This is a genomic window from Streptomyces sp. NPDC001220, from assembly GCF_053597895.1.
Map to the genome: position 1 here is coordinate 183643 of NZ_JBSFJE010000003.1, position 25475 is coordinate 209117.

At 72.0% G+C, this 25475-nt stretch carries 20 protein-coding genes; 11 read left to right on the forward strand and 9 right to left on the reverse strand.

The window, feature by feature from the left end:
* Positions 1 to 30: 30 nt before the first annotated feature.
* From ACWDGI_RS08835 to ACWDGI_RS08850, 4 genes are read left to right on the forward strand one after another with little or no spacing between them, the layout of a single operon-like run.
* On the forward strand, positions 31 to 942 hold the full coding sequence (locus tag ACWDGI_RS08835) for a carbohydrate ABC transporter permease (protein WP_450756822.1): 912 nt from the start codon (positions 31 to 33) through the stop codon (positions 940 to 942).
* Positions 939 to 1841, forward strand: a complete 903-nt coding sequence (locus tag ACWDGI_RS08840) for a carbohydrate ABC transporter permease (RefSeq protein WP_450756824.1) — start codon at positions 939 to 941, stop codon at positions 1839 to 1841. Before ACWDGI_RS08835 ends, ACWDGI_RS08840 begins: the two co-directional genes overlap by 4 nt.
* 2 nt (positions 1842 to 1843) lie before the next feature.
* Positions 1844 to 3598 carry a hypothetical protein gene (locus tag ACWDGI_RS08845; RefSeq protein WP_450756826.1) on the forward strand — a complete coding sequence of 585 codons (1755 nt, stop codon included), beginning with the start codon at positions 1844 to 1846 and terminating at the stop codon, positions 3596 to 3598.
* Between the two features lie 15 nt (positions 3599 to 3613).
* Complete coding sequence (locus ACWDGI_RS08850) at positions 3614 to 5431, forward strand: hypothetical protein (protein WP_450756828.1); 1818 nt, start codon at positions 3614 to 3616, stop codon at positions 5429 to 5431.
* A gap of 89 nt (positions 5432 to 5520) precedes the next feature.
* Here ACWDGI_RS08850 and ACWDGI_RS08855 read toward each other — a convergent pair whose 3' ends face one another.
* Positions 5521 to 6168 carry a nucleoside/nucleotide kinase family protein gene (locus ACWDGI_RS08855; protein WP_450756830.1) on the reverse strand — a complete coding sequence of 216 codons (648 nt, stop codon included), beginning with the start codon at positions 6166 to 6168 and terminating at the stop codon, positions 5521 to 5523.
* Positions 6169 to 6245: 77 nt separating this feature from the next.
* Between ACWDGI_RS08855 and ACWDGI_RS08860 the strand changes: the two genes are divergently transcribed.
* Entirely contained in the window at positions 6246 to 6980 is a 735-nt protein-coding gene (locus tag ACWDGI_RS08860) for a beta-phosphoglucomutase family hydrolase (protein ID WP_450756832.1), read from the forward strand.
* Entirely contained in the window at positions 6977 to 9322 is a 2346-nt protein-coding gene (locus ACWDGI_RS08865; protein WP_450756834.1) for a glycoside hydrolase family 65 protein, read from the forward strand. The genes ACWDGI_RS08860 and ACWDGI_RS08865 overlap by 4 nt, the downstream gene beginning before the upstream one ends.
* A 131-nt stretch (positions 9323 to 9453) precedes the next feature.
* On the opposite strand, the gene ACWDGI_RS08870 is transcribed toward ACWDGI_RS08865, so the two are convergent.
* Together ACWDGI_RS08870 and ACWDGI_RS08875 are read right to left on the reverse strand one after the other, a co-directional pair.
* Entirely contained in the window at positions 9454 to 10347 is an 894-nt protein-coding gene (locus tag ACWDGI_RS08870) for a M56 family metallopeptidase (RefSeq protein WP_450756836.1), read from the reverse strand.
* Complete coding sequence (locus ACWDGI_RS08875; protein WP_450756838.1) at positions 10344 to 10727, reverse strand: BlaI/MecI/CopY family transcriptional regulator; 384 nt, start codon at positions 10725 to 10727, stop codon at positions 10344 to 10346. The genes ACWDGI_RS08870 and ACWDGI_RS08875 overlap by 4 nt, the downstream gene beginning before the upstream one ends.
* Before the next feature lie 146 nt (positions 10728 to 10873).
* Between ACWDGI_RS08875 and ACWDGI_RS08880 the strand changes: the two genes are divergently transcribed.
* Entirely contained in the window at positions 10874 to 11821 is a 948-nt protein-coding gene (locus ACWDGI_RS08880) for a lysylphosphatidylglycerol synthase domain-containing protein (protein WP_450756840.1), read from the forward strand.
* Positions 11822 to 11866: 45 nt separating this feature from the next.
* On the opposite strand, the gene ACWDGI_RS08885 is transcribed toward ACWDGI_RS08880, so the two are convergent.
* Entirely contained in the window at positions 11867 to 12568 is a 702-nt protein-coding gene (locus tag ACWDGI_RS08885) for a phosphatase PAP2 family protein (protein WP_450756842.1), read from the reverse strand.
* A 240-nt stretch (positions 12569 to 12808) separates the two neighbouring features.
* Here ACWDGI_RS08885 and efeU point away from each other — a divergent pair, with 240 nt between their 5' ends.
* The 3 genes from efeU to ACWDGI_RS08900 all read left to right on the forward strand — a co-directional run bounded on the left by efeU (position 12809) and on the right by ACWDGI_RS08900 (position 17725).
* Entirely contained in the window at positions 12809 to 15118 is a 2310-nt protein-coding gene (gene efeU, locus ACWDGI_RS08890; protein ID WP_450756844.1) for an iron uptake transporter permease EfeU, read from the forward strand.
* Positions 15119 to 15165: 47 nt separating this feature from the next.
* Positions 15166 to 16425 carry an iron uptake transporter deferrochelatase/peroxidase subunit gene (gene efeB, locus ACWDGI_RS08895; RefSeq protein WP_450756846.1) on the forward strand — a complete coding sequence of 420 codons (1260 nt, stop codon included), beginning with the start codon at positions 15166 to 15168 and terminating at the stop codon, positions 16423 to 16425.
* Between the two features lie 139 nt (positions 16426 to 16564).
* Positions 16565 to 17725, forward strand: coding sequence for a HoxN/HupN/NixA family nickel/cobalt transporter (locus ACWDGI_RS08900; protein ID WP_450756848.1), 1161 nt, complete (start codon positions 16565 to 16567; stop codon positions 17723 to 17725).
* 10 nt (positions 17726 to 17735) lie between these two features.
* Here ACWDGI_RS08900 and ACWDGI_RS08905 read toward each other — a convergent pair whose 3' ends face one another.
* From ACWDGI_RS08905 to ACWDGI_RS08925, 5 genes are all read right to left on the reverse strand, one after another.
* On the reverse strand, positions 17736 to 18695 hold the full coding sequence (locus ACWDGI_RS08905; RefSeq protein ID WP_450756850.1) for a hypothetical protein: 960 nt from the start codon (positions 18693 to 18695) through the stop codon (positions 17736 to 17738).
* A gap of 11 nt (positions 18696 to 18706) precedes the next feature.
* Positions 18707 to 20179, reverse strand: coding sequence for an APC family permease (locus ACWDGI_RS08910; protein ID WP_450756852.1), 1473 nt, complete (start codon positions 20177 to 20179; stop codon positions 18707 to 18709).
* Positions 20180 to 20471: 292 nt separating this feature from the next.
* Positions 20472 to 21875, reverse strand: a complete 1404-nt coding sequence (gene sthA / locus ACWDGI_RS08915) for a Si-specific NAD(P)(+) transhydrogenase (protein WP_450756854.1) — start codon at positions 21873 to 21875, stop codon at positions 20472 to 20474.
* A gap of 111 nt (positions 21876 to 21986) precedes the next feature.
* The gene (locus tag ACWDGI_RS08920) at positions 21987 to 22601 is read right to left on the reverse strand and encodes a nucleoside deaminase (RefSeq protein WP_450756856.1); all 615 of its coding nucleotides are present in this window, start codon (positions 22599 to 22601) and stop codon (positions 21987 to 21989) included.
* A gap of 2 nt (positions 22602 to 22603) precedes the next feature.
* Positions 22604 to 22810 (reverse strand): hypothetical protein, encoded by a 207-nt coding sequence (locus ACWDGI_RS08925; RefSeq protein WP_450756858.1) that lies wholly within the window; start codon positions 22808 to 22810, stop codon positions 22604 to 22606.
* A 170-nt stretch (positions 22811 to 22980) separates the two neighbouring features.
* Between ACWDGI_RS08925 and ACWDGI_RS08930 the strand changes: the two genes are divergently transcribed.
* On the forward strand, positions 22981 to 24816 hold the full coding sequence (locus ACWDGI_RS08930) for a glycoside hydrolase family 15 protein (protein ID WP_450756860.1): 1836 nt from the start codon (positions 22981 to 22983) through the stop codon (positions 24814 to 24816).
* Positions 24817 to 25475: the final 659 nt, after the last annotated feature.

Here is a 25475-nt window from a genome sequence, read left to right on the forward strand (position 1 = left end):
AATCCATCCACCAGCACGGAAGTCAGGAAGATGACAAAAAGCGCCGCGGACGTGTCCGTGAGGCCGCCCAGGAGACGCAGCACCTACATTCTCGCGCCGCTCGTCCTCATCGCGGCCAATGTCGTGCTCTTCGCGCTGTTCTTCGTGTGGCCGGCGGTGATCGGGCTCGTCTACTCCTTCACGAACTACACGGGCGTGGGTGCGTTCCAGTTCGTCGGACTGGACAACTACCACAACCTGTTCGGGGACTCCGCCTTCTACGACGCGCTGACCCGGACGCTGCTGTACGCCGTCCTCTTCGTTCCCCTGAACTTCGCGCTCTCACTGCTCGCCGCCAACCTGCTGGTGAGCAAGCACGCCAAGGGCGCGTCCGTCGCCCGTGTCATCTTCTTCATCCCGTGGCTGCTGTCGCCCATCGTCGTGGGTGTCCTGTGGCGGTGGCTGTTCGGCGAGAACTTCGGTCTGGTCAACTACATCATCGAGAAGTTCGGCGGGTCCGCCGTCCCGTGGCAGTCGAACGCGGACCTGTCGCTGCTGGTGGTGGTGTTCGCGGCATCCTGGGCCTGGACGGGCTTCTCGATGCTGCTGTTCATCGCGGCGATCAAGAACGTGCCGGTGTCCTACTACGAGGCGGCCTCGCTCGACGGCGCCGGCCCCTGGCGCCAGTTCATCAGCATCACGCTGCCGAGCATCGCGCCCACCTCGTTCATCGTGATCCTGCTGAACACGATCAACGCGATGAAGGAATACCCGGTGTTCGTCTCCCTCAACAACGGCGGACCCGGCACGTCGAACAACCTGCTTGTCCAGTACATCTATCAGACCGGCTTCCAACGGGGCCAGATCGGCTACGCGAGCGCCGCGTCGTTCGTGCTCATGCTCATCCTGATGGCCGTCGCGATCATCCAGCTGATCGTCAACCGGCGGGTGGAGAACCGATGACAACCACAGACACGACACGCCCGGTCGACGCCGGCCCCGGACGGGCCGTTTCCAAAAAGCGGTCCCGCGGTGCGACCACGGGTGGGCTCCGGCGGGCGGTACCCGCGACGACCCTGCTGTGGATCCTGGCGTGCCTCTACGGGCTGCCGGTGCTGTGGTTCATCCTCAGCTCCCTCAAGCCGGCCGGGGACCTGTTCTCCTATCCGCTGACGCTGGTGCCGCACCACCCCACCCTGTCGGGGTACTTCGAGGCGTGGCGCAGCGCCAACTTCTCCCAGTACTTCGTCAACACGACCATCGTGTGCGTCATCACGACGATCCTGACGGTGGGCGTCAGCTGCTGCACCGGGTACGCGCTGGCCAAGTACGACAACAGATGGCTCAAGGCGTTCTTCATCTGCATCCTTGCCACCACGATGCTGCCGGGCGAGGTCATGCTCGCCCCCGAGTTCCTGGTGGTGCGCAACCTCGGCCTCTACAACTCGTTCGCCGGCATCATCCTCCCGGCCGTGCTCACCGCGACCGGATGCTTCATGTTCCGCCAGTTCTTCCTGACCGTCCCCGACGAACTCGTGGAAGCCGCCCGCATCGACGGCGCCCGCGAACTGTCGATCTTCCTGCGGATCATGGTGCCGCTCTCCCGGCCCATCATGCTGACCCTCGCCATCCTGTCCTTCCAGTGGCGGTGGAACGACTACATCTGGCCGCTGCTGATGCTGAACGACCCCAGCAAGTTCACCGTGCAGATCGGCATCCAGAGCATCGTCGGCGCGCAGAACATCAACTGGTCGGTCCTGCTCGGCGCCTCGGTCATCTCCATGATCCCGCTGATCGTCATCTTCCTGGTCTTCCAGCGCTACGTCATGGGCGCCGACATCAACGCCGGACTGAAGGACTGACCGTGCCCACCCCGCTCGACCACGAGTTCGTCCGCGCGGCGGCCGGCGCCGCCGACCGGCCGGCCGTCCCGCTGGCGGCCGGCCCCGACGAGGAACCCGCCGGTGTGACCCACCGCGCCCTGGCACGCCGGGTGCGGACTCTGGTCGCGGCGTACCGTTCCACGGACTCGGCTCTGCACGGCAGCGGGCAGGCCGTCGCCGCCGCGACGACCCACCTCCGTGCCCTGCGGGCCACGCAGACCGGCACCGGCCTCTTCGCCGGCGGCGACAACGTGCAGTCACCGCCGGACTCCGCGTTCACCGTCAACGACGTGTGCGACGCGCACATCCTCGCCGCGGGCGCCGGGCCGGAACTGCGCGACGTCACGGCCGCGCTCGCCGAGATCGCCGGCGCCGCCGCCGGCGCCCTCCTGACCGGTGGGGTGCACACCCCGAACCACCGCTGGGAGCTGTGCGCGGCGCTGGCCCGGCTGCACCGGTCGTTCCCGGACAGCCGGCTGCCCGACCGCATCGACGCGTGGCTCGCCGAGGGCGTCGACATCGACGCGGAGGGCCTGTACTCGGAGCGCAGCGCCAACTACGCGGCCCACGTGTCCAACCCGTCGCTGCTGCTCCTGGCCGACGTCCTCGGCCGCACCGACCTGAGGGACGCCGTCGAACGCAACCTCACCGCGACCCTGGACCTCATCAGACCGGACGGCACGGTGGAGACCGTCCACTCGCGACGGCAGGACCAGAACCACCCGTTCCCGCTGGCGCCCTATCTGGCACACTACCGGCTGCTCGCGATCCGCTCCGGCCGACGCGACTTCAGCCGGGCGGCGCGGCTGGCGGCCGCCGGCGGCATCGACGACCCCGGCCTGCTCGCCGAGACCATCCTCACCCCCGAGCTGTGCCGCGTGCTGCCGGCACCGGCGCCGGAACCCCTTCCCCGCGCCCGGTACCTCACCACGGCCCGCCTCGCCTCGCATGCCTCCGCCACCGCGCACAGTGTCCTGTACGGCGGCTCGGACGTGCCGGAACACCGGCGCATCCGCTCGGGCCTCGCCTGCAATCCCACCTTCCTGCGCCTGTTCGCCGGTGACGCCGTCCTCGACGCGGTCCGCCTCTCCCGGGGATTCTTCGACCTGGGCCCGTTCCGCGCCGCCGGCATGGAACAGCTCGCCGGCCACCGGTACCGGCTCACCGAAACCCGCACGGCCGCCTACTACCAGCCGCTCCCGCCGGACCGGCGACGGGCCGACGGCGCCTACCGGGTCGCGGACGAGGGACGCTTCTCGGCCGCGATGACCTTCCAGGACCGGCCCCGGGACGAGGTCTCCCACACGACCCACGTCGAAGCCGAGCTGCGGGAGGACGGCGTCGACCTGCGGATCGACATCGGCGGCCCCCGGGTGCCCTGGGCCCTCGAACTGACCTTCCGGCCCGGCGGCGTGCCGGACGGCGCCGAACCGATCGGCGACGGACGCTGGTGCCTGACGACCGGGCCGATGACCTACCGGGTCGGTGACGACGAGATCCGGGTGGAGGCCGACGTCGAGGCAGGCGAACCGCTCGCCGGGCCGGACCGGAGCGACGTACTACGGTACGACCCGGGTCAGGACCACACCGTGGTCGGCGGCACCGACGCGACCGGCGGGAACCGCGTCTACCTCGGCGGACACGGCCCGCAGACACTGACCGTCGCACTGCGCGCCCGCCGTCCCGCGCCTGTCGTCCGACCCCGACGCACCACGCCATGGCCACCTCCGGCATGAAGGGCTGATCCACCCATGCACCTGCCACGCCAGCTCGGCCCGCTGCACGACCTGCCGTCCACCCCCGAGGCGTACGACGCGGTCCTCGCCGACGTCGTGGAACAGGCCCTGGCCCGCCTCACGCCCGAGGGCAACCTCGAACACCCCGACGCCGACGACGACATCGGCGACACCTCCCTCGGCGTCACCTCACTGCTGGCCCTCGCCTGGCAGCGCGCCAAGGACCCGCGGCTGCCGGAGGCCGTGCACCGCAGCCTCGCCTTCCACCTGCGCGAGCGGGTCTACACCGAGGACAACCCCGGATACCCGAACCTGACGGTCCGCGACTCCGGCCTCCCGTACGCCCGTTACGTCCTGGCACCGGGCGCGCACCCCATCGGGGACTGGCCCAGCACGGTGTGGGCGCTGCTGCAGGCCGTCAACGTCCTCGACCTCGCGGACGGCCTGGTCGACGACGCACAGCGCACCGCGCTGACCGAGGTGGGCCGCGGCTACTGGCGCCGGCTCACCGAGGCCACCTTCTTCAACCCGCAGGAGGCCGGCAACCAGGCGATCGGGTGCGTGGTCGGCGGGCTGATGCTGGCCCGCCACCTTCCCGCCGGGGAGGGCGAGCAGGTCCGCGAGCGGGCGCTGGCCCTGTACACCGACAGGATCCGTGCCCATCGCGTCCTGGACCGGGGCGCGCTGCTGCCCCCCGAGCACGGCGGCGCCTACGACAACAACTACGGTCCGATCTCGCTGTCCTTCCTCGCCCAGGCCCACCGGATCAGCGGCGAGGCGATGTTCGCGGAGGACGGCGACGCGCTCGCCCGCTATCTCGACGCCCGCCTGCCGGGCGGCGGCTTCGACAACGGCGGCCCCCGCTACAGCGAACAGCACTCCGGCTTCGAGTCCGTCCTGGGGCTGCGCTACTTCGGCGCCCGGATCGGCTCCGACCTGGGCCGCTACCGGGGCGACACCAACTGGGGCCGGCACGCGGTCAAGGCGGACGGCGGTGTCGACGGGCACTTCGCGTGGATGCTGGTCTGGCAGATCCAGGACACCACGTCCTGGCACCGCGACCCGTCCACGGCCCCGGCCCGCCACCAACTCCGCGCGGGATCCGTCTCGGTGGCCTTCGACACCCGGATGACCCCGTCCCTGGTCGAGGCGGGCGGCACCTACTACCTGCCGGCGGCGGTGAACAGGCAGCACGGCTTCGGTCCTGCTCTGGAAGGCTTCCTGTACTGCCGGCCGATGGGCGAGGTCCGGGTCCGTGACGTGCGCGTCGACGGTCTGACCGCCAAGCTGGTCAGCAAGCCGGTCGTGGGGCGTGACCATGTCCTGCGCCACGTGCGCTCCCTGTACGTCACGGACGGCGCCCGGCTGTGGGTGACGGTGGCCATGGAGCGCCTGGCCGGGACGCCGTACCTGCTGGCCGGGCTGCCGTACGCGGCGGACGACGGCGACCGGGTGCGCCGGGTCGCCGAGGGCGAGATCGCCGCCGCGGGCGCGCTGCGCCTCACCCACCCCGCCGGGGACGGCGTGGACCACTTCGACGCGCGCGCCGAACTCACCCAGGAGCAGGCCGCGTTCGCACTCGCCGCCGACCCGCGCGGCTACGGAAACCCGGACGAGGGCTGGCGCCACCTGGTCGCCTCCACGGCCTACGAGGCCGAACCGGCGCCGGGCGCACCGCCGCACCTGCACGTGTTCGCCGTACGGTACGGGCCCGGCGGTGACTTCACGCCGTCGTTCGAGGGCGACCTGACCGTGCACACCGAGGCGTTCACGGCGGTCATCGGGGCCGAGGACGCCCACGGCGATCCCGGGCTCGCCCTCACCGGCTGCTGAGCGCTCCGCCGCGAGTGCTGTGCCGCGTCGTTGTTCGGCTGCCGCGCCGTCGTCGCTGGTCGCGCAGTTCCCCGCGCCCCTGAAGGGCGCTACGGCGTGGGCAGCGCCGTCTCCGGGACCACCAGGTCCGCCCGGTTCCGGGTGGCGGCGACCAGGTCGGCGTTGCGCTGGTCGGTGCCCGCCACCCAGGCCACCGCCTGCGCGTGCCCCTTGCCGAACTCCTCGTGCCGGGCGACCAGCCGCCGTATCCGCTCGGCCTCGTCGATCTCGCAGAACCACACCTCGTCCAGGGCCGGCCGCACCCGCGTCCAGGGACCCTCCGCCAGGAGCAGGTAGTTGCCCTCCGTCACCACCAGCCGGGCCGTCGGCGGCACCGGGATCGCGCCCGCCAGCGGCTGTTCGAGGACCCGCTCGAAGCCCGGCGCGTACACCACCTCGCCGGTGTCCTCGCGCAGCCGCCGCAGCAGCGCCGCGTACCCGGCCGCGTCGAAGGTCGCGGGCGCGCCCTTGCGGTCCCGCAGCCCCAGCCGGTCCAGTTCGACGTCGGCCAGATGGAAGCCGTCCATGGGCACCCGCGCCACCCACGGCTCGCCGGAGCCGTTCAGCTCGCGCACCAGATGCCCGGCGAGCGTGGTCTTGCCGGCGCCGGGGCTGCCCGCGATGCCGAGGATCGCACGCGGACCGCGTCCGGTGAGTGAACGGGCCCGGTCGAGGAGGTCGTCGAAAGTCAGCGGCACGCAAAAAGTGTGACACCGGGCCCGGGATGTGGTGTGTACCACCCCCTGGAAGCCGCCTGGTGGGGAAGATGCCGGACATGACAGCACTCGGTCTGCCCGACACCATCCAGGCCTGTCTCTTCGATCTCGACGGGGTCGTCACCAAGACGGCCGTCGTGCACGCGGCGGCCTGGAAGGAGACCTTCGACGCCTTCCTGCGCGGCCACGACGGCCAGCGGCCCTTCGACGCGGTCGCCGACTACGACGAGTACGTCGACGGACGTCCGCGCGCCGACGGGGTCCGCGCCTTCCTGGACTCCCGCGGCATCCACCTGCCCGAGGGCACCCCGGACGACCCGCCGGACGCCGACACCGTGCACGGCCTCGGCAACCGCAAGAACGAACTGCTCCTGGAGAAGATCCGCACCGACGGCGTCGAGGCCTACGACGGCACCCTGCGCTACCTGGAGGCGGTCCGCGCGCGGGGACTGCGCACCGCGATCGTCTCCTCCAGCGCCAACTGCCGGGACGTGCTGCGCTCGATCGGTGCCGAGCACTTCTTCGACGTCCGCATCGACGGGGTGGTGGCCGCCGAGCGCCATCTGCCCGGCAAGCCGCACCCGGACACCTTCCTGGCCGCCGCCCACGACCTCGGCGTCGAGGCCGCCCATGCCGCCGTCTTCGAGGACGCCCTCGCCGGCATGGACGCGGGTCGGGCCGGCCGATTCGGGTACGTCGTGGGCGTGGACCGCGTCGGCCAGACGGACGCCCTGTACGCACACGGCGCGGACACCGTCGTGACGGACCTCGCCGAGCTGGGAGGCAAGGAGTGATCACCCACCGGTCGTACGCCGTGGAGCCCTGGACGGTCCGCGAGACCGCCCTCAACCTCGACGTGCTCGCGCAGAGCGAGTCGGTGTTCGCGCTGTCCAACGGGCACGTCGGCTGGCGCGGCAACCTCGACGAGGGCGAACCGCACGGCCTGCCCGGCAGCTACCTCAACGGCGTGCACGAGGTGCACCCGCTGCCGTACGCCGAGGCCGGCTACGGCTACCCCGAGTCCGGGCAGACCGTCATCAACGTCACCAACGGCAAGATCCTGCGGCTGCTCGTCGACGACGAGCCCTTCGACCTGCGTTACGGCCGGCTGGTCGCCCATGAGCGGGTCCTCGACCTGCGCCGGGGCGTGCTGGAGCGGACCTGCGAGTGGACCTCGCCCGCCGGATCCACCGTGCGGGTGCGCTCGACCCGGCTGGTGTCGCTGACCCAGCGGGCGGTGGCCGCCGTCGCCTACGAGGTCGAGGCCGTCGACCGGCGCTGCCGGATCGTGATCCAGTCCGAGCTGGTCGCCAACGAGCAGCTGCCCGGCGCGAACGGCGACCCGCGCGCCGCGATGGCCCTGGAGTCACCGCTGGAGCAGGAGGACGACTTCGCCTCCGGGCGCCGGCTGCGCCTGGTGCACCGCACCCGGCGCAGCGGCCTGCGGGTCGCGGTCGCCGCCGACCACACGGTCGCCGGTCCCGGACGGACCACCACGGACGCCGAGAGCGACACCGACGTGGCCCGGCTGACCGTCACCTCCGTGCTGGAGCCGGGGGAGCGGCTGCGGGTGGAGAAGTTCGTCGCCCACGGCTGGTCCGGGGTGCGCTCGCTGCCCGCGATGGCCGACCAGGTGGACGCGGCCCTGGCGGCCGCCGCGCACGAGGGCTGGCAGGGGCTCGCCGACGACCAGCGCGGCTACCTGGACGACTACTGGTCCCGCGCCGACGTGGAGGTGGACGGCGACGAGGAGGTCCAGCAGGCAGTCCGCTTCGCCCTCTTCCATGTGCTGCAGGCGGGGGCCCGCGCCGAACAGCGCGCGATACCCGCCAAGGGCCTGACCGGCTCCGGATACGACGGGCACGCCTTCTGGGACACCGAGATGTTCGTGCTGCCCGTCCTCACCCACACCGCCCCCGACGCCGTCGCCGAGGCGCTGCGCTGGCGCTACAGCACCCTGCCGGCCGCCCGCGAACGCGCCACCCAACTGGGCCTGGACGGCGCCGCGTTCCCCTGGCGGACCATCGCGGGCTCGGAGGGTTCGGCATACTGGCCGGCCGGCACCGCGGCCTTCCATGTCAACGCCGACGTGGCCGACGCGGTGGTCCGCTATGTCGCCGCCACCGGCGACACCGACTTCGAACGGGACACCGGCGTCGAGCTGCTGGTGGAGACCGCCCGGCTGTGGCGCTCGCTCGGCCACCACGACAGCCGCGGCGCCTTCCACATCGACGGCGTCACCGGCCCCGACGAGTACAGCGCGGTCGCCGACGACAACACCTACACCAACCTGATGGCCCGGGCGAACCTGCTGGCCGCCGCCGACGCGGTCGAACGCCACCCCCGGCAGGCGGCGCGGCTCGGTGTCGACGCGGAGGAGAGCGCCGCCTGGCGGGACGCCGCCGACTCCGTGCACGTCCCCTACAACCACGAACTGGGCGTCCACGAACAGCACGCCGGGTTCACCCGCTACCAGCGGTGGGACTTCGCCAACACCAGCCCCGAGCAGTACCCGCTGCTGCTGAACTTCCCCTACTTCGACCTCTACCGCAAACAGGTCGTCAAACAGGCCGACCTGGTCCTGGCGATGTACACCTGCGGGGCCTACTTCGACGAGGAGCACATCGCCCGCAACTTCGCCTACTACGAGCCGCTGACCGTGCGCGACTCCTCCCTGTCCGCCTGCTGCCAGGCCGTCGTCGCCGCCCAGGCCGGACATCTGACGCTGGCCCACGCCTACACGGCCGAGGCCGCGCTGATGGACCTCGACGACCTGGAGCACAACACCCGCGACGGACTGCACATCGCCTCCCTGGCCGGCACCTGGATGGCGCTGGTGGCCGGCTTCGGCGGGATGCGCCACTACGACGACGGCGCCCGGTTCGCGCCCCGGCTGCCGGAGCGGTTGCGCCGTCTCGCCTTCAATCTGCAGCTGCGGGGCAGCAGGCTGCGCGTGGAGATCGGCGCCGACAAGGCGACCTACACCCTCCTCGACGGGCCGCCGCTCACCGTCCACCACCACGGGGAGCCGCTGACGGTGAGCACGGACAGCCCGGCGGTACGGGCGGTGCCACCGGTCCGCCCCGGACCGACCCCGCAGCAACCGCCGCACCGGGCACCGAACCGACCGGCCTGAGCCGTAGCGCCCCGTAAGGGGCGCGGGGAACTGCGCGATCAGCCCCCACCGACCCGCACTCCGCCACGGTCGTCCGCGCCACCGTCGTGGCTTGTCGCGCAGTTCCCCGCGCCCCTAGAAAACGGGGCGTTTCACGTGAGCGCGTTGAATAGGAGCCCTACCAAGTCGCCCGTCGCGTCCGCCGCGAACAGTGCCGCCAGTGCGCCGAGGGCGAGGACCGCCACGGCGGCCGGCCACAGGGAGGGCGGCGGGCTGGTCTGGAGCGCCGCGACCCGGCGGGTGACCGCGCGGTCCGTGAAGTTGAGGGCGCAGGACTGGCGGGCTCGGCCCGCGCTGAGGGCGGCACGGGCCAGCGCCCGGGCGGTGGTCCCGCGGTCCCCGACCTCGGTCGCCGCCCGCTCGTCCGCCCACCGCTCCACCAGGAAGGTCACGGCCGCTCGGACCGGGCCGAGCAGCGGGTTGGCGGCCGCGGCCAGGGTCGTGGCCGTCACCATGAGGCCGTGCCGGTGGGTCAGATGGGCCCGTTCGTGAGCCAGCAGCACCCGCCGCTCGGCCGGGGCCAGCGCGCTCAGCATCGCCGAGGTGACCAGGATCCGGCCCGGCCGGCCCGGGATCGCGAACGCCTGCGGCACCCTGCTTGCGGCCACGACCAGTTCGGTGTCCCCGGGATGCCCCGCGCACAGCCGTCGCAGCGCCCGCCGGGTCCGGCGCTCGGCGCGCACCGCCCGCTGTACCCGCCACACCACCACGGCCAGCGCGAGACACGCGGCGAGGCCGATCACCTCGGGCACCGGGTCGGTCAGCGGGCGGCCGTCCTCGCGGGCCTCCCGGATCACCGGCGGGGCGTCGCCCAGCAGGGCGGTGGTCAGCAGCACCAGGGACCAGGTGGTCGCGGCGGCGGTCAGTGCGGCGGCGGCGGTGAGCACCCGCGCGGCCAGGGCCGGGGCCACCCGGCGGCCGATCAGCGGACTGACCGACGGCAGCAGCAGGGACACCAGCAGCGGGGTGTAGACGTCGAACCTCATGCGCCGCCCCCGGCGAACAGGTTGCGCAGCGCCCGCTCCTCCTCCGCGCTCAGCCCGGACACGAACTGCTGGAGGGCGGCGATCGGGTCGGGTCCCCGGTCCAGGGCCTCGTGCATGGCCTCGGCGGTCAGCTCGGCCGCGTTCTTCGCCGGCCGGTAGGCACCGCGCCGCCCGTCGGCGTCCCGCAGCACCAGCCCTTTGTCGTACAGCCGCTTGAGGATGGTGTGGACCGTGTTGTAGGCGAGTCCGCCACCGATCTCGGACTGGATCTCGGCCGGGGTCAACGGGTGTTCGGTCGCCCACAGGGCTGCCAGCACTTCGCTTTCCAGCTCTCCCGCGCTGCGCCGCTCCGCTCTGCCGCGGGACCCTGTGCCAGCCATGGCACAACCTTACAGCGCGTAGTGCCGACGTTCGTATGGACGTACCTGCGCTGCCTCCACCAGTAATTCTCATTAGTTTGTCAGTGTTTGTCCCTGAAGCCCAAAACGGTCCTGCGAGCTGTAGGGGAACAGGGGTGGGTGCCTCGATGGTCCCGAACGTGAACGCCACGCCCGTCACGGGCCGCCGAGGCGTCTACTGGCAGACCGGCCTCTGCCTCGCCCTGCTGGCCGGTGCGGGCTGGCTGCTCCGCAGGCACTGGCCGACCGTGGAGCACGGGGCGCTCCGGCTCGCCGTCGCCGACCAGGGCTGGATGCTCGTGGCGGCCCTGGCGGCGGTCGGGACCTGGGCGTCCTCGGCCCTCGCCCAGCAGGGCGCGGTCGTCCGCCGGCTGCCCGGCGGGCGCCTGGTCGCCGCGCAGTTCGCCGCCTCGGCCGCCAACCATCTGCTGCCCGCCGGACTCGGCGCGGGCGCGGTGAACCTGCGCTTCCTGATGCGCTGCGGCCTCCCGGCCGGCCGCGGCGCGTCGGCCCTGGCGGTCAAGGCCGCCGCCGGTGCCGTGGTCCGGCTGGTCCTGATCGCCGTCCTCGCCCCCGCCTGCCCGGGACTGCTGCGGATCCCGCACGTGTCCGTGGCCGCGATCCTCGCCGTGACCGCCGCGGCCGTGCTGCTCGCCGTCCTGGTCCGGGCCCGGGTGTGGGCCCGCTGCCGGGGTGCGGTGACCGCCGTGGCCGCCGACCTCCGGGCCCTGCACACCCGCCCCGCCCGCGCCGCGGCGCTGTGGGGCGGCTCCCTCGCCTTCGCCGGGCTGCACGCCCTGGTCCTGATCGCCGTGACCCGGGCGGTCGAACTCTCGCTGTCCCCGGCCCGGGTGGCGCTGCTGTACCTCGCCGCCAGCGGCGCCGCCGCGCTGCTGCCCACGCCCGGCGGGCTCGGCTCGCTCGACGCGGCCCTCGCCCTCGCCCTGACCGCCTCCGGGACCCCGGCCGCCGCGGCCGCCTCCGCCGTGCTCGGCTACCGGCTGCTGACCATGTGGCTGCCGCTGCTGCCGGGCCTGCTGGTCCTCGGGCTGCTGGTCCGGCGCCGGGCACTGTGACCGGGCGGGGCCACAGGAGGGAGTCCGGCGGCGCGGGCCCCGACGTCAACCGCCGCGCTTCCCGCCGGTCTCCGTCACCGGACTCTCCGGTACGTCGTCCGGGGCCGCCGGATCCGGCGCCCAACGGACGGCCACGCACCAGCAGACCCCGAGCCAGCCGACCGCGAAGAGCCAGCCGCCGATCACGTCCGTGCACCAGTGCACGCCGAGGAACATCCGGGTGGCCCCGACGGCGAGTCCCCAGCAGGCGACGGCCACGCACCACGGCGTCCGGCCGCGTGGGGCCCGGATCCCCAGGGCCAGCACCACCAGACCGGCGGCCAGCGCGGACGTCGTGCTGTGGCCGGACGGGAACGACCAGCCGGAGGCGTGGGTGCGCCAGTAGGCCTGCGGCGGCCGGGCCCGGGCGATCAGCTCCAGCACGCCGTACCGGGCCGCCTGGCCCAGGGCGAGGCAGGCCGCGCAGAACAGCACGGCGGCGATCCGCTGCCGCGGGGTGCGGCCCACGAGCAGCCCGGCCACCACGGCCAGGGCGTACGGCACGACCCCGGTGCCGGTCGCGGTGAGCCCCCGGGCCACGGCCACCGCCACCTCCGGGCGATGAGCGAGGGACCAGGCCAGCAGGGTGCGGTCCACAGGGAGCGGGGCGCCATGGCGACCGGCCACGACCAGGGCCAGCACGGCGAACCCCGCCCAGGCGCCGAGCCCGACACTTCCCGCGAACTCCGCGGTCTTCTTGCGGTTCATCAACCCGGTGGCGGCCCTCTCCTGCGCGATGACTGTCTACTGGAATGTAGACGATTGGCGGCCTGCCGGTGTTCCCCGTGGTGCGAGTCCGTGTCCCGCCGTGAGCTTTGCCGCACCATTGCCGGTTCATGACCGATTGACTACACGGTTGTAGTCATCATGGTCGGCGGAAGTAAGGCATGCCTTCACTAAGTTCGAGCCGCATGGCGGGGACGGGCCTGCCGGGGAGGGCTGCGGCGGATGTGGGACGACGCGTTTCCGAGTTTCCTGATCGGGCTGAGGGAGGGCCTTGAGGCCGGCCTGACCGTCTCGATCCTCGTGGCCACGCTGGTGCGGGCCGGTGCCAAGAGCCGGCTGCCACAGGTCTGGACGGGTGTCCTGGCCGCGATCGCGCTGGCGCTGAGCTTCGGCGCGGTCCTCACCTTCACCGCCGCCTCGCTCTCCGCGACCGCGCAGGAGGCCTTCGGCGGGAGCCTCAGCGTGATCGCGGTCGCCTTCGTCACCGCGATGGTCTTCTGGATGCGCCGCTCGGCCCGCGGCCTCTCCGGCGAGATCAAGGAGAAGGTGACGGGCGCCCTGGCCATGGGCTCGGGCGTGCTGGTCGTCACCTCGTTCCTCGCCGTCGGCCGGGAGGGTCTGGAGACCGCGCTGTTCCTGTGGACCACCGCTCAGGCGGCCGGCGAGTCCGCGGGGCCGCTGACCGGCGCCGGGGTCGGCCTGGTGCTGGCGGCGGCCCTGTGCTGGGGGCTGTACCGCCGGGTCCTGAAGATCAACCTCACGAGGTTCTTCACCTACACCGGGGCCGTGCTGATCGTGATCGCGGCCGGCGTCCTCGGCTACGGGCTGCGGGACCTCCAGGAGGGCGGGGTCCTTCCGGGCCGGACGGCGTACGTCTTCGACCTGAGCGGCACCGTCGACGCCGGCTCCTGGTACAGCACGCTCCTCCAGGGCGTCCTCAACATCACTCCGGCCATGACCTGGCTCCAGGTGATCGGGTACGCCGGCTACCTCGCCGTCGTCATGACGCTGTTCGTGCGCGGAGTGCGGGCCACGGCACCGCGCCCGACCACCGCCGGGCCCGAGGCGCGGCCCGCCGCGGGCAAGCGGGAGCCGGAGCCGCAGTCGACGCCCGCCGCGGACAAGTCGGAGCCGGAGCCGGAGCCGACGCCCGACGCGGGCAAGCCGGAACCTGAAGCGCAGTCGACGCCCGTCGCGGACAAGCCGGAACCGGCGTCGGTGTCCGCCGTGGACAAGCCGGAGCCGGCGTCGACGCCCGCCGCGGACAAGCCGGAGCCGGAACCGGCGTCGGTGTCCGCCGGCGACAGCCCCGAGCCGCGGTCGGCGCCCACGGCCGACGGCTCCCGCCCTCGGCCGGTCAGGGGGCCGCGTCGCCGGCCGGGCTGGGTGGTCCCCGTCGCCGTGGTCGCCGTCCCGGCCGTCGTCGCCGGACTCGTCGTCGCCTTCGCCCGGCCCAAGTCCACGGGCGGTGAGACCGTCGCCGTCTCCGAGACCGAGTGCGGCAAGGGCTTCACCGCGCCCCAGCCCGGCCGGCAGACCTTCCAGATGCGGAACACCGGCAGCAGGACCGCCGAGGTGTATCTGATCGATCCGGGCAGCAACGCCGTCTACGGCGAGGTCGAGGGCCTCGCCCCCGGCACCACCCGCGCCCTGGTCGCCACCGTCGCCCGCGGCACCTACGCCTGGCGCTGCGTCCCCTCCGGCGGCAGGGCCGTCACCTCCGCGTCGGTCACGGTCTCCGGCGGCGGCAGCGGCGCCCAGGCCGTCGTACCGGTCTCCGAACAGGACCTCGCGGCGCCCCTGAAGGCCTACAAGGCGTACGTCGGGCAGGGCCTTGCCACCCTCGTCGCCCAGACCCGCACGCTCGACGCCGACATCGCGGGCAACCACCTCGACAGGGCCCGGACCGACTGGCTGACCGCCCATCTCACCTACGCATCGCTCGGTGCCGCCTACGGGACCTTCGAGGACTACGACCAGAAGATCAACGGCCGTGCCGACGGGCTCGCCGGCGGGGTGGCCGACCAGGACTTCGCCGGGTTCCACCGGGTGGAGTACGGGCTCTGGCACGGGCAGTCGGCTGATCAGCTGAAGGCCCCCGCCCAGGCGCTCGCCGGCGCGGCGGCCGGGCTGCAGAAGGCGTTCCCCGCCCAGGACTTCGATCCGGGCGACCTGCCGCTGCGCGCCCACGAGATCCTGGAGAACACCCTCCAGTTCGAGCTGACCGCCGACACCGACGAGGGCAGCGGCACCAACCTCGCCACCGCCGACGCCAACCTGGCCGGCACCCGCGAGCTGCTCACGGTGCTCAGGCCGCTGCTGACCACCCGCGCGCCCAGGCTGCTGCCGACCGTCGACGCCGGCATCGCCCGCCTGCAGAAGCTCCTGGACGCCGAGCACCAGGGCCCGGGCTGGACCCCGGTCGAGCGGCTCGACACCGTCACCCGGCAGCGGATCAGCGGAGCCACCGGCCAGCTCCTTGAGGACCTCTCCCCGGTGCCGGACCTCCTGGAGATCAGGAAGTCCGCCTGATGAACCCCGCACCGCACCAGCACCCGTACGACGAAGGGAACCCTCCGATGTCCGCTGCCGAGACCCCATCCTGCCCGATGGGCGCGGGCCGCCGTTCCTTCGTGCGGACGGCGCTGGGCGCCGGCGCCGCGGGCGCGGTCCTGGCCGGCGGCGGCTTCGCGCTCGGCCAGGCCGGCGGTACCGCGGAGGCCGCGACCGGCCCCGCAAGGGTCCCCTTCCACGGCACCCACCAGGCCGGCATCCTCACCCCCGCCCCGGCCGCCGCCACCTTCGTCTCCCTCGACGTCATCGCCGACACCCGGCAGGACCTCGCCGACCTGCTGAAAACGATCACCGAGCGGGCCCGCTTCCTCACCTCCGGCGGCACCCCGGCCGACCTCGGCGTGGGCGCGCCGCCGGCCGACAACGGCATCCTCGGCCCCGAGGTCCCCTCCGACGCGCTGACCGTCACCGTCGGCGTCGGCGCATCCCTCTTCGACGACCGCTACGGCCTGGCGAAGGCCAGGCCGGCCCGGCTGACCCCGATGCGGACCTTCCCGAACGACAACCTGAAGCCCGCCGAGTGCCACGGCGATCTCTCACTGCAGATCTGCGCCGACAGCCAGGACACCGTGCTGCACGCGCTCCGCGACATCGCCAAGCACACCCGCGGTGCCATGCAGATCAAGTGGCGCGTGGACGGCTTCCAGAACGCCCCGCGTCCCACCGGCGCCCAGCGCAACCTGCTCGGCTTCAAGGACGGCATCGCCAACCCGGACGTGACCTCGGCCCGGGAGACCGGCCGGCTGATCTGGGTCGGCGACGGCCAGGGCGAGCCCGCCTGGACGGCGGGCGGCAGTTACCAGGTGATCCGGATCATCCGGATGCTGGTCGAGTTCTGGGACCGGGTCTCGCTCAGCGAGCAGGAGCTGATGTTCGGCCGCCGCAAGGACACCGGCGCCCCGCTGGACGGCGCCAAGGAGACCGACATCCCGCACTACGCCAAGGACCCGCAGGGCAACGCGATCCCGCTGGACGCCCATATCCGGCTCGCCAACCCGCGCACCGCCGACACCGACAGCTCCCGGATCCTGCGCCGCGGCTACAACTACGACCGGGGTGTCGACGGCGTCGGCAACCTCGACATGGGCCTGGTCTTCTGCTGCTACCAGCAGGACGTCCGGCGCCAGTTCGAGGCCACCCAGACCCGGCTGATCGACGAGCCCCTCGTCGACTACATCTCCCCGACCGGCGGCGGCTACTTCTTCGCCCTGCCCGGCGTGCGGAACGGCGGGGACTGGCTGGGCAGCGGGCTGCTGGCCGCCTGAGCGCCTTACCCTTCCTTTACCTTCTCATGGGAAAGGTCTGCCACCGGCTTTAGTGCGAACGATTTGCAAGTACGGGAGGATGACAGCAGACTGCTGACCGCAGTTGCTCAACATGCTCGACCGAAGGATGCCCCTCCCGATGACGGCCGCCCCTGGTTCCGCTCCGTCCCTCCCCGCCCAGGCCGAGACCAAGCGCTCGGCCTGGCACCGTGTCCGGGGCTCCATGACACGGCAGGAGTGGATCAGGGTCGGCGGGATGGCCGCCTTCGTGCTCGCCCTGCACGTCATCGGCTGGGGCACCCTGGTCGGGATCATCGCGCCGCAGCACTTCAGCGTCGGCACCGAATCGTTCGGCATAGGCATCGGCGTCACCGCCTACACCCTGGGCATGCGGCACGCCTTCGACGCCGACCACATCGCCGCGATCGACAACACCACCCGCAAGCTGATGGGCGAGGGCCAGCGCCCGCTCTCCGTCGGCTTCTGGTTCTCGCTCGGCCACTCCAGCATCGTCTTCGGCCTCGCCCTGCTGCTCTCGCTCGGCATGAAGACCCTGGCCGGTCCGGTCCAGGACGACAACTCGCACCTCCACGAGGTCACCGGCCTCATCGGTACGACGGTCTCCGGGACCTTCCTCTACCTCATCGCCGGCATCAACCTCGTCATCCTGGCCGGTATCTGGAAGGTCTTCCGGCAGATGCGCTCCGGCGCCTACGACGAGGCCGCCCTCGAGACGCAGCTCAACAACCGCGGCTTCATGAACCGCTTCCTCGGCCGGGTCACCGGCTCCATCCGCAAGCCCTGGCAGATGTACCCGCTGGGCCTGCTGTTCGGCCTCGGCTTCGACACCGCCACGGAGATCGCCCTGCTGGTGCTGGCCGGCTCCGGCGCAGCCTCCGGTCTGCCCTGGTACGCCATCCTGACCCTGCCGGTCCTGTTCGCCGCGGGCATGTCGCTCCTTGACACCATCGACGGCTCGTTCATGAACTTCGCCTACGAGTGGGCGTTCTCCAAGCCGGTCCGGAAGGTCTACTACAACCTCACCATCACCGGCCTGTCCGTCGCCGTCGCCCTCATCATCGGCACGGTGGAACTCCTCGGCCTCCTCGCCGACAAGCTGGACCTGCACGGCGCCTTCTGGGACTGGGTCTCCGGCCTCGACCTCAACACCGTGGGCTTCGTCATCGTCGGCCTGTTCTTCGCCACCTGGGCGATCGCCCTGCTGATCTGGAAGGCGGGCCGCATCGAGGAGAAGTGGACGACGGGCCTCGCCCGGCCCGCCGAGCAGACCGAGGCGTAGCCCGCCGCCGTCAGCCGCGGATCTTCAGGTCCGCCCGCCACTTGGCGATCTGCTTCTCCGCGTCACCGGTGTACGACCACGGGGTGCGGGTCACCCGCCGCCCCTGGATCCGCAGCAGGGCCGAGGCGATGTCCATGACCCCCGCCTGGCAGGCCGCGTGCGTGAGGTAGTTGAGGTCACGCAGTTCGCCGGGGGCGACGGGCTCCTCACCGCGCTGGGCGATCCAGCGCTCCCAGGTGCGCCGTACGTCGCTGACCGCGCCGTCGTGCTTCCAGTGCTGGCCGTGCCCCACCGAGGTCTGCTGTCCGCTCGCCTCGTCCAGGGCATAGCGGAACTCCTCGACGCGGGCGTACTGCACGAGGACCGGCAGCGCGCAGCCGGGCGGAGCGACCCCGGCCGCGTCCCGGGCGAAGTCGTACATCAGGCCGTGTGTGCCGTGCCAGCGCGCGGAGTAGTAGTGGAGCACCTGGAGATGGCCCTCCACGTTGTACGGGTCGCGCCGGTGCAACTCGTCCCACCAGCGTGCGAGTTCCTGCCGGCGCACGCCGGTCGGATACAGCCGTGCCACCGAGATCAGGGAGACCCAGGGGGTGGGGTCCTGCGGGTACGCCTCCGCGGCCGCCAGGCAGGCCAGTACGGCGGCGTCGATCCTGGACCGGTCGATCGGGGCACCCCGGCCCGCCGAGATGGCCAGGGTGAACGCCCGGGCCGTCTCGGTCGCCGCCCGCAGCGCCAGCGCGTCGGCGCCGTGCGGTTCCGCGGCCAGCCAGGACTCCGCCGTCGAACTGCCCGCGCAGGCCTGCGCGAGGAGACGCACCCGGTGCCCGCGGACCAGCCAGTCCGGGCCGGTGGCCCGCAGCAGGTCCCGCAGGCCCTGCCAGCGGCCGATGACGATGTCCTGACGGGCCGAGGTGAGGGCGGTGTCCCCGCAGTCCGGGTCGAAGTCGGGGACGAAGCGGTCTCTCGCCATCGGGTACTACCTCAGAAATCCGTGGGGAGGCCTTCGTAAGCCTGGGCCTGTGCGGTGGCGTGGTCGTCGGGCACGTAGTCGGTCTCGACGGTGTGGGTGGCGTCCAGCTTGGCAGGCCGGTAGTAGTCGCTGCCCTGTTTCCAGTACCAGAGCATCGGGATCAGGCCGACGGCCAGACCGCCGACGCCGATGACGATCGCCGCGCCGCTCAGCTCGCTCAGCGACTCGACGAAGATCCAGAACATGAACACCGCGCCGAGCAGCGGCCACAGCCCTCCGAGCAGGAAGTTGCCCGTGGACTTGAAGAGCACCTTGCGGTAGGCGACGACCACCGCGAGGCCCGCGAGACCGTAGTAGACGGCGATCTGGAGGCCGATCGCCGAGATCGCGTCGGCGAGGATCTCGCCCACCGAGCGCAGCGCGTTGGAGGCGATGAACATCATGAGCGCCACCGCGCCGACCACGCCGATCGCCACGTAGGGGGTGTTCCAGGTGCGGTGCACCTTGCCCAGCGCGGCCGGCATCGTGCGGTCGCGGCCCATCGCGAACAGCGAGCGGGTGACCTGGATGAGGGTCGTCTCCAGGGTGGCGATGGTGGACAGCATCACGGCGACGATCAGCAGCTTGCCGCCCCACCCCGGCGCGATCTCGTCGCCCAGCACGGCCAGCACGTTGGCGTCGTTGGCCGCGATCTGGTCGGAGGAGAGGATGACGTTCACGGCGATGGTGAACACCTCGAAAAGGGCGAAGACGATGCCCACCCCGATCAGACCCGCGAGTCCGGTCGTACGGCGGGAGTTGCGGGTCTCCTCGCTGAGGTTGCTGGTGACGTCCCAGCCCCAGTAGTAGAAGGCGGCGATCAGCGCGCCCGAGGCGAAGCCGGAGGCGCTGTCGAAGTGGCTGAAGCCGAGCCACGACCAGTGGAAGGCGCGGGCGTTGCCGGTGTGGAAAAGGGCGAGCACCGCGAACAGCAGCAGGATCGCCAGCTCGATGCCGGACATCAGCAGCTGGGCGCGGACCGTGAGCCGGGCGCCGCCGAGCACCACCGCCAGCATGACCAGGAACCAGGCGGCCCCGACCACCGTCGACAGCGCCACGTTGTCGGCGAGGCCCGAGTCGAACAGGGACAGCGTCATCGAGCCGGCGGGCAGTGAGCCGGCCACCATGAAGATGGTGGCCGACACCACCAGCGCCCAGCCGCTGACGAAGCCGAGGAAGGGGTGCAGGGTGCGGCCCACCCAGGAGTAGCTGGCACCCGCGTTGACATCGATCCGGCCCAGGTAGCTGAAGGCCAGCGCGATGCCCAGCATGGGTATCGCGCACCACAGCAGCGCGGCCGGACTGGCCAGCCCCACCGCCCCCACCAGGACCGCGGTGGTCGCGGCCAGCGAGTACGCCGGTGCGCTGCCCGCTACGGCCATCACCACCGTGTCGAACGTGCCGAGGGCGTTGGCCTGCAGCCCTCTGCCCCTGTTGTTGCTCATGGTTGTGCCGCTTTCCGGTCGTGCAGGGCGCACGGGAGTGCAGGCCCGCGGTGGTACGGGGAGTGCACGACCCGCCTCGCAGCCGGTGAGGGTTGGCCTCGGGCAGGGGGCCGGTCGGAAGAGACAAAGGGGTGGTGAAGGCCGCATGCCGAGAGTCGGCGAACGGTCACACCGCGTGGGTGGGTGTGACTATAGCGGCACCCTTTGACCTTTCAAGCTGACCGACCGGTAATCACATATGCCACTCGGGGTGGCCAACCCCCACACCGGAAGCAGTGGTTCCGTGAGTTCCTCAGTCCTCCAGCCGGTCGAGCTGCCGCAGCTTGTTGGTGGCGTCCAGGGCCGCGACCTTGTACGACTCGGCGAGCGTCGGGTAGTTGAAGACGGCGTCCACCAGGTAGTCGACCGTGCCGCCGCAGCCCATCACCGACTGACCGATATGGATCAGTTCTGTCGCTCCGGTGCCGAAGCAGTGCACACCGAGCAGCCGCCGGTCGTCGGGGGAGACCAGGAGCTTGAGCATCCCGTGCGAGTCCCCGATGATCTGGCCCCGGGCCAGCTCCCGGTAGCGGGCCACGCCGACCTCGAACGGCACGCATTCCTCGGTGAGTTGGTCCTCGGTCCGGCCGACGAAGCTGATCTCCGGGATGGTGTAGATCCCGATCGGCTGCAGGTTGTCCATCTGTCCGACCGGTTCCCCGAAGGCGTGGTAGGCGGCGACCCGGCCCTGTTCCATCGAGGTCGCGGCGAGCGCCGGGAAGCCGATGACGTCGCCGACGGCGTAGATGTGCGGCACCTCGGTGCGGAAGTGCTCGTCCACCTTGATCCGGCCCCGCCGGTCCGCGGACAGGCCCGCCTTGTCCAGGTCGAGTTCGTCGGTCAGCCCCTGCCGGCCCGCCGAGTACATCACCGTGTCCGCCGGTATCTTCTTGCCGCTCTCCAGCACGGTCAGGGTGCCCCGGGGGTGCCGCTCGACGGCGGCGACCGTCTCGCCGAACCGGAAGGTGACGGCCAGGTCCCTGAGGTGGTACTTGAGCGACTCGACGACCTCGACGTCGCACATGTCGAGCATGGCCGCGCGCTTCTCGACCACCGTGACCTTGCTGCCGAGCGCGGCGAACATCGAGGCGTACTCCATGCCGATCACACCGGCACCCACGATGACCATGGAGCGCGGCACCCGCTCCAGCGACAGCACGTTGTCCGAGTCCATGATGGTGCGGCCGTCGAACTCGACGCTGTCCGGGCGGGCCGGCCGGGTGCCGGTGGCGATGACGACGTGTTCCGCCGTCAGCAGCCTCTCGTCGCCGTTCGGTTCGCGCAGGGCGACGGTGTGCGGGTCGACGAACCGGCCGGTGCCGGAGCAGAGGGTGACGTGGTTGCGGGAGAGCTGGTTGCGGATGACGTCCACCTCGCGGCTGACCACGTGCTGGGTGCGCGCGGTCAGGTCGGCGACGGTGATGTCCTCCTTCAGCCGGTAGCTCTGGCCGTAGAGATCGCGCTGGGTGAGACCGGTCAGGTAGAGGACCGCCTCGCGCAGGGTCTTGGAGGGGATGGTGCCGGTGTGTATGGAAACACCGCCGACCATCTCGGGGCTGTCGACCACGGCGACCCGGCGGCCCAGCTTGGCCGCGGCGATGGCGGCCTTCTGGCCGCCGGGTCCGGATCCGATGACGAGCATGTCGAAGTCTGGCACCTTGCGGAGTCTGTCAGCAGACGCCCCCGCTTAGAAAGAGAGAACGGCCGACCTTCGCGTGAAATCCGGTACGGACCTGGGCCGTTGCGCATCCCGCGCCGCCCGGCCGGCTCACCGCGCCCCGCCCGGCCGGCCGCCGCGCAGGAGCTGGGCCCGCCGGAACAGCGCGTCCGTCGTCCCGGCGAGGACGCCTCCCAGCAGCCGGGGCGTGTAGAAGGACCTGGCCGCGTCGGCCACCGCCCGTGCCGGGAGGGCGATCTGGTCCAGCCCGGTGCGGCCGAGCCCGTCGATCGAGGTGCCCCAGACGACCTGCCCCACACCCGCCCAGGCGCAGGCGCTCATGCACATGGCACACGGCTCCCCGGTCGAGTACAGGGTGGTCGCGGCCCATCCGCGGTTGCCGACCCGGCGTACGTAGTCGGCCATGGCGAGCATCTCCCCGTGGTACGTCGGGTTCTCGGCCGAGGTGTTCACCCCGCGTCCGAGGACCCGGCCCGAGCCCACGAGTACCGCGCCGAAGGGGTAGCGCGGATTCCGGCGCGCCTCCTCGACCGCGGCCCTCATGAACCGCTCGTGGTCCTCGCTCCTGAACGGCGCGTGGTCCGCGCCGTCGCCGCCCGTGGACGTGGCGACGACGGCGGGGACGGCCCGCGGCGGGAGCACGGCGGGCCCGGACGACACGGCGGCCGCCGATCCGAGGAGGCCGAGGAGGCGGCGCCTGTCCAACGTCAGGGCAGGAGCCTCTCGATGCAGTTCGGCCCCTCACGCTCCATCTTCTTCCTGGCCCATTCCAGCGTGGCCGGGGTGACGTCCCGGCCCGAGGCCATCACCAGGTCTTCGGGCGCCACCCCGGTGCCGGGGGCGCTGTGCAGCAGGGAGTCCGGGGTGGCGCGGTCGTCGGACGACCGGGACGCTTCGGGTTCTGAGGTCGACATGGTCTCTCCTTCGCGGAGCGGGGTGCACACTCTCACGATTGCCCGGCCGGCCGCACCCCGCATCCGGAGCGGCCCGGGGCCCTTCCGGCACCGGGTACCCGATGCCGGAAGGAAATTATCCCCTTTTGGATGTAATGTGCCCATACATCCGTTCCGGGGAGGCCGCCGCGATGATCGAACAGCGGTTCTTTCAGAATGCGCCCGGTAGCCCCCGCTACCTGACGATCGCCGAGCACGGGCTGATCGGTGACCTGCGCACCGTGGCCCTGGTCGGCAGCGACGGCACCATCGACTGGTACTGCTGCCCGTCCTTCGACGCCCCCAGCGTCTTCGCGGCCGTGCTGGACGCCGAGCGCGGCGGCCACTTCGCGCTGGCCCCGGCCGTACCGGCCCGCACCAAACAGTTCTACTTCCCCGACACCAACGTGCTGATCACCCGGTTCTTCACCGACGACGGCGTCGGCGAGGTCCAGGACTTCATGCCCGTCACCGGCGAGTCCGGGGACTGCGAGCGGCACCGGCTCATCCGCCGGGTGATCTGCGTGCGCGGCACCGTACCCTTCCGGGTCCGGGTCGCCCCCCGCTTCAACTACGGCGCCGACCCGCACACCCTGCGTCTGGTCGACGGCACCGCCCTGTTCGAGTCCGAGACGCTGTCCCTGGCGCTCACCGCCACGGTGGTCATGGAGAGCGACGGAGCGGACGCCCACGCCGACTTCAAACTCGGCGAGGGCGAGTCCGCGGTCTTCGCCCTCGACCAGGCCGGCGAGCACATCGCGCCACGCGGCTGCGCCCACATCGAGGCCGAACGGCAGTTCGAGGCCACCGTCCGCTACTGGCGGCGCTGGCTGTCCCGGTCCCGCTACCGGGGGCGCTGGCGCGAGATGGTGCACCGCTCCGCACTCACCCTGAAGCTGCTCACCTACGCGCCCACCGGCGCCATCGTGGCCGCGCCCACCACCAGCCTCCCCGAGCAGTTCGGCGGCGAACGCAACTGGGACTACCGCTACGTCTGGGTCCGGGACGCCGCCTTCGCCGTCTACGCCCTGCTGCGGCTCGGCTTCACCGGCGAGGCCGAGGCCTTCATGAAGTTCCTCACCACCTGCATCACCCCCGGCGACGGCGCCGCCTCGGGGCCGCTGCAGATCATGTACGGCATCGACGGCCGCACCGACCTGCCCGAGCGTGAGCTCCCGCATCTGGAGGGCCACTGCGGATCCGCCCCGGTGCGCGTCGGCAACGCCGCGGCCGACCAGCTCCAGCTGGACATCTACGGCGCCCTCATCGACTCGATCTACCTCTACGACAAGTGGGCCCAGCCCATCTCCAGCGGCCAGTGGGACGACGTCACCCGGCTCGTCGCCTGGGTCTGCGACCACTGGGACCAGCCCGACGAGGGCGTCTGGGAGACCAGGGGCGGCCGCAAGAACTTCCTCTACTCGCGCCTGATGTGCTGGGTCGCCATCGAGCGGGCGATCCGGCTGGCCCGCCGGCGCGGCCTGCCCGCCGACCTGGCCCACTGGCTGGGCGCCAGGGACGCCATCTACCGCCGGATCATGGAGCGCGGCTGGTCCGAGCGGCGCCACGCCTTCGTCCAGTACGAGGGCGGTGACGTCCTGGACGCCTCACTCCTCATGATGCCGCTGGCCAAGTTCATCGCGCCGACCGACCCCAAGTGGCTCTCCACCCTGGACGCCCTCGGCGAGGACCTGGTCTCCGACTCCCTCGTCTACCGCTACGACCCGCAGGCCAGCCCCGACGGCCTGCGCGGCGACGAGGGCACGTTCTCCATCTGCTCCTTCTGGTACGTGGAGGCCCTGGTGCGTGCCGGACGCGTGGACGAGGCCCGGCTCGCCTTCGAGAAGATGCTCACCTACGCCAACCATCTCGGCCTGTACGCCGAGGAGATCGGCCGCACCGGAGAGCAACAGGGCAACTTCCCGCAGGCGTTCACCCATCTCTCGCTGATCAGCGCGGCCTTCAACCTGGACCGGGCGCTCGGCTGACGGTCACGCGAAGCGTGAACTGCGCACCGGTCCCGAAGAGTTGACGCGGGCCCGGTCGCCGGTGAGCCAGCTGTCCCGGACGGACTCCGCGAACGCGGCGAACGCCTCGTCCGGGTCGGCGGGCCCCTCGCCGTCGCCCTCGTCAGGAGTCGCGTCGGCCCGGGTGATCTCGGCGGCCAGCTCCTCCTCGGGCCGCTCGTCGGCCGCCTCCCGCTCCGCCTCGCCGTTCTCGCCGACCCGCAGCCGCTCGCCCCACGGGCCACCACCGACTGGTGCAGCAGACCGATGCTGTCGGCGGTGACGGCCGGGGTGTCGGTCCAGCAGCTCGCGTGCTCGTGCAGCACCTGGCCCGGCGCGCGCCCGAAGAGGGAGCCGATGATCTCCGGGCCCGACGGGTGCCCGGCCAGCTCGTCGAGGTCGTACGCCACGACGACGGTGTCCTGGCGGTCCGGCTCGAACGGCACGGCCGGCAGGTCCAGCACCTCCGCGGCGGCCAGGCCCAGGATCCGCGAGCCGCGGTCGGGCAGCAGGGACACCGAACGCGGGCTCGTCCGCGTCGTGGACAGCAGGAGCGCCAGCCGCCGCAGGGCGCGCAGGCACATCTCCGGGCTGTCCTGGAGCCAGGCGTACCGGCCCGCCATGCCCGCGGCGAAGCCGAA

Bases quoted from the DNA above. Each gene is read 5' to 3' on its own strand.
- ACWDGI_RS08885 (WP_450756842.1), bottom strand. From the start codon at position 12,568: ATGAACCGCAAGAAGACCGCGGAGTTCGCGGGAAGTGTCGGGCTCGGC.
- efeB (WP_450756846.1), top strand. From the start codon at position 15,166: ATGTCCGCTGCCGAGACCCCATCCTGCCCGATGGGCGCGGGCCGCCGT.
- ACWDGI_RS08850 (WP_450756828.1), top strand. From the start codon at position 3,614: ATGCACCTGCCACGCCAGCTCGGCCCGCTGCACGACCTGCCGTCCACC.
- efeU (WP_450756844.1), top strand. From the start codon at position 12,809: ATGTGGGACGACGCGTTTCCGAGTTTCCTGATCGGGCTGAGGGAGGGC.
- ACWDGI_RS08925 (WP_450756858.1), bottom strand. From the start codon at position 22,810: ATGTCGACCTCAGAACCCGAAGCGTCCCGGTCGTCCGACGACCGCGCC.
- ACWDGI_RS08930 (WP_450756860.1), top strand. From the start codon at position 22,981: ATGATCGAACAGCGGTTCTTTCAGAATGCGCCCGGTAGCCCCCGCTAC.
- ACWDGI_RS08860 (WP_450756832.1), top strand. From the start codon at position 6,246: ATGACAGCACTCGGTCTGCCCGACACCATCCAGGCCTGTCTCTTCGAT.
- ACWDGI_RS08905 (WP_450756850.1), bottom strand. From the start codon at position 18,695: ATGGCGAGAGACCGCTTCGTCCCCGACTTCGACCCGGACTGCGGGGAC.
- ACWDGI_RS08875 (WP_450756838.1), bottom strand. From the start codon at position 10,727: ATGGCTGGCACAGGGTCCCGCGGCAGAGCGGAGCGGCGCAGCGCGGGA.
- ACWDGI_RS08840 (WP_450756824.1), top strand. From the start codon at position 939: ATGACAACCACAGACACGACACGCCCGGTCGACGCCGGCCCCGGACGG.
- ACWDGI_RS08835 (WP_450756822.1), top strand. From the start codon at position 31: ATGACAAAAAGCGCCGCGGACGTGTCCGTGAGGCCGCCCAGGAGACGC.
- ACWDGI_RS08870 (WP_450756836.1), bottom strand. From the start codon at position 10,347: ATGAGGTTCGACGTCTACACCCCGCTGCTGGTGTCCCTGCTGCTGCCG.
- ACWDGI_RS08910 (WP_450756852.1), bottom strand. From the start codon at position 20,179: ATGAGCAACAACAGGGGCAGAGGGCTGCAGGCCAACGCCCTCGGCACG.
- ACWDGI_RS08900 (WP_450756848.1), top strand. From the start codon at position 16,565: ATGACGGCCGCCCCTGGTTCCGCTCCGTCCCTCCCCGCCCAGGCCGAG.
- ACWDGI_RS08880 (WP_450756840.1), top strand. From the start codon at position 10,874: ATGGTCCCGAACGTGAACGCCACGCCCGTCACGGGCCGCCGAGGCGTC.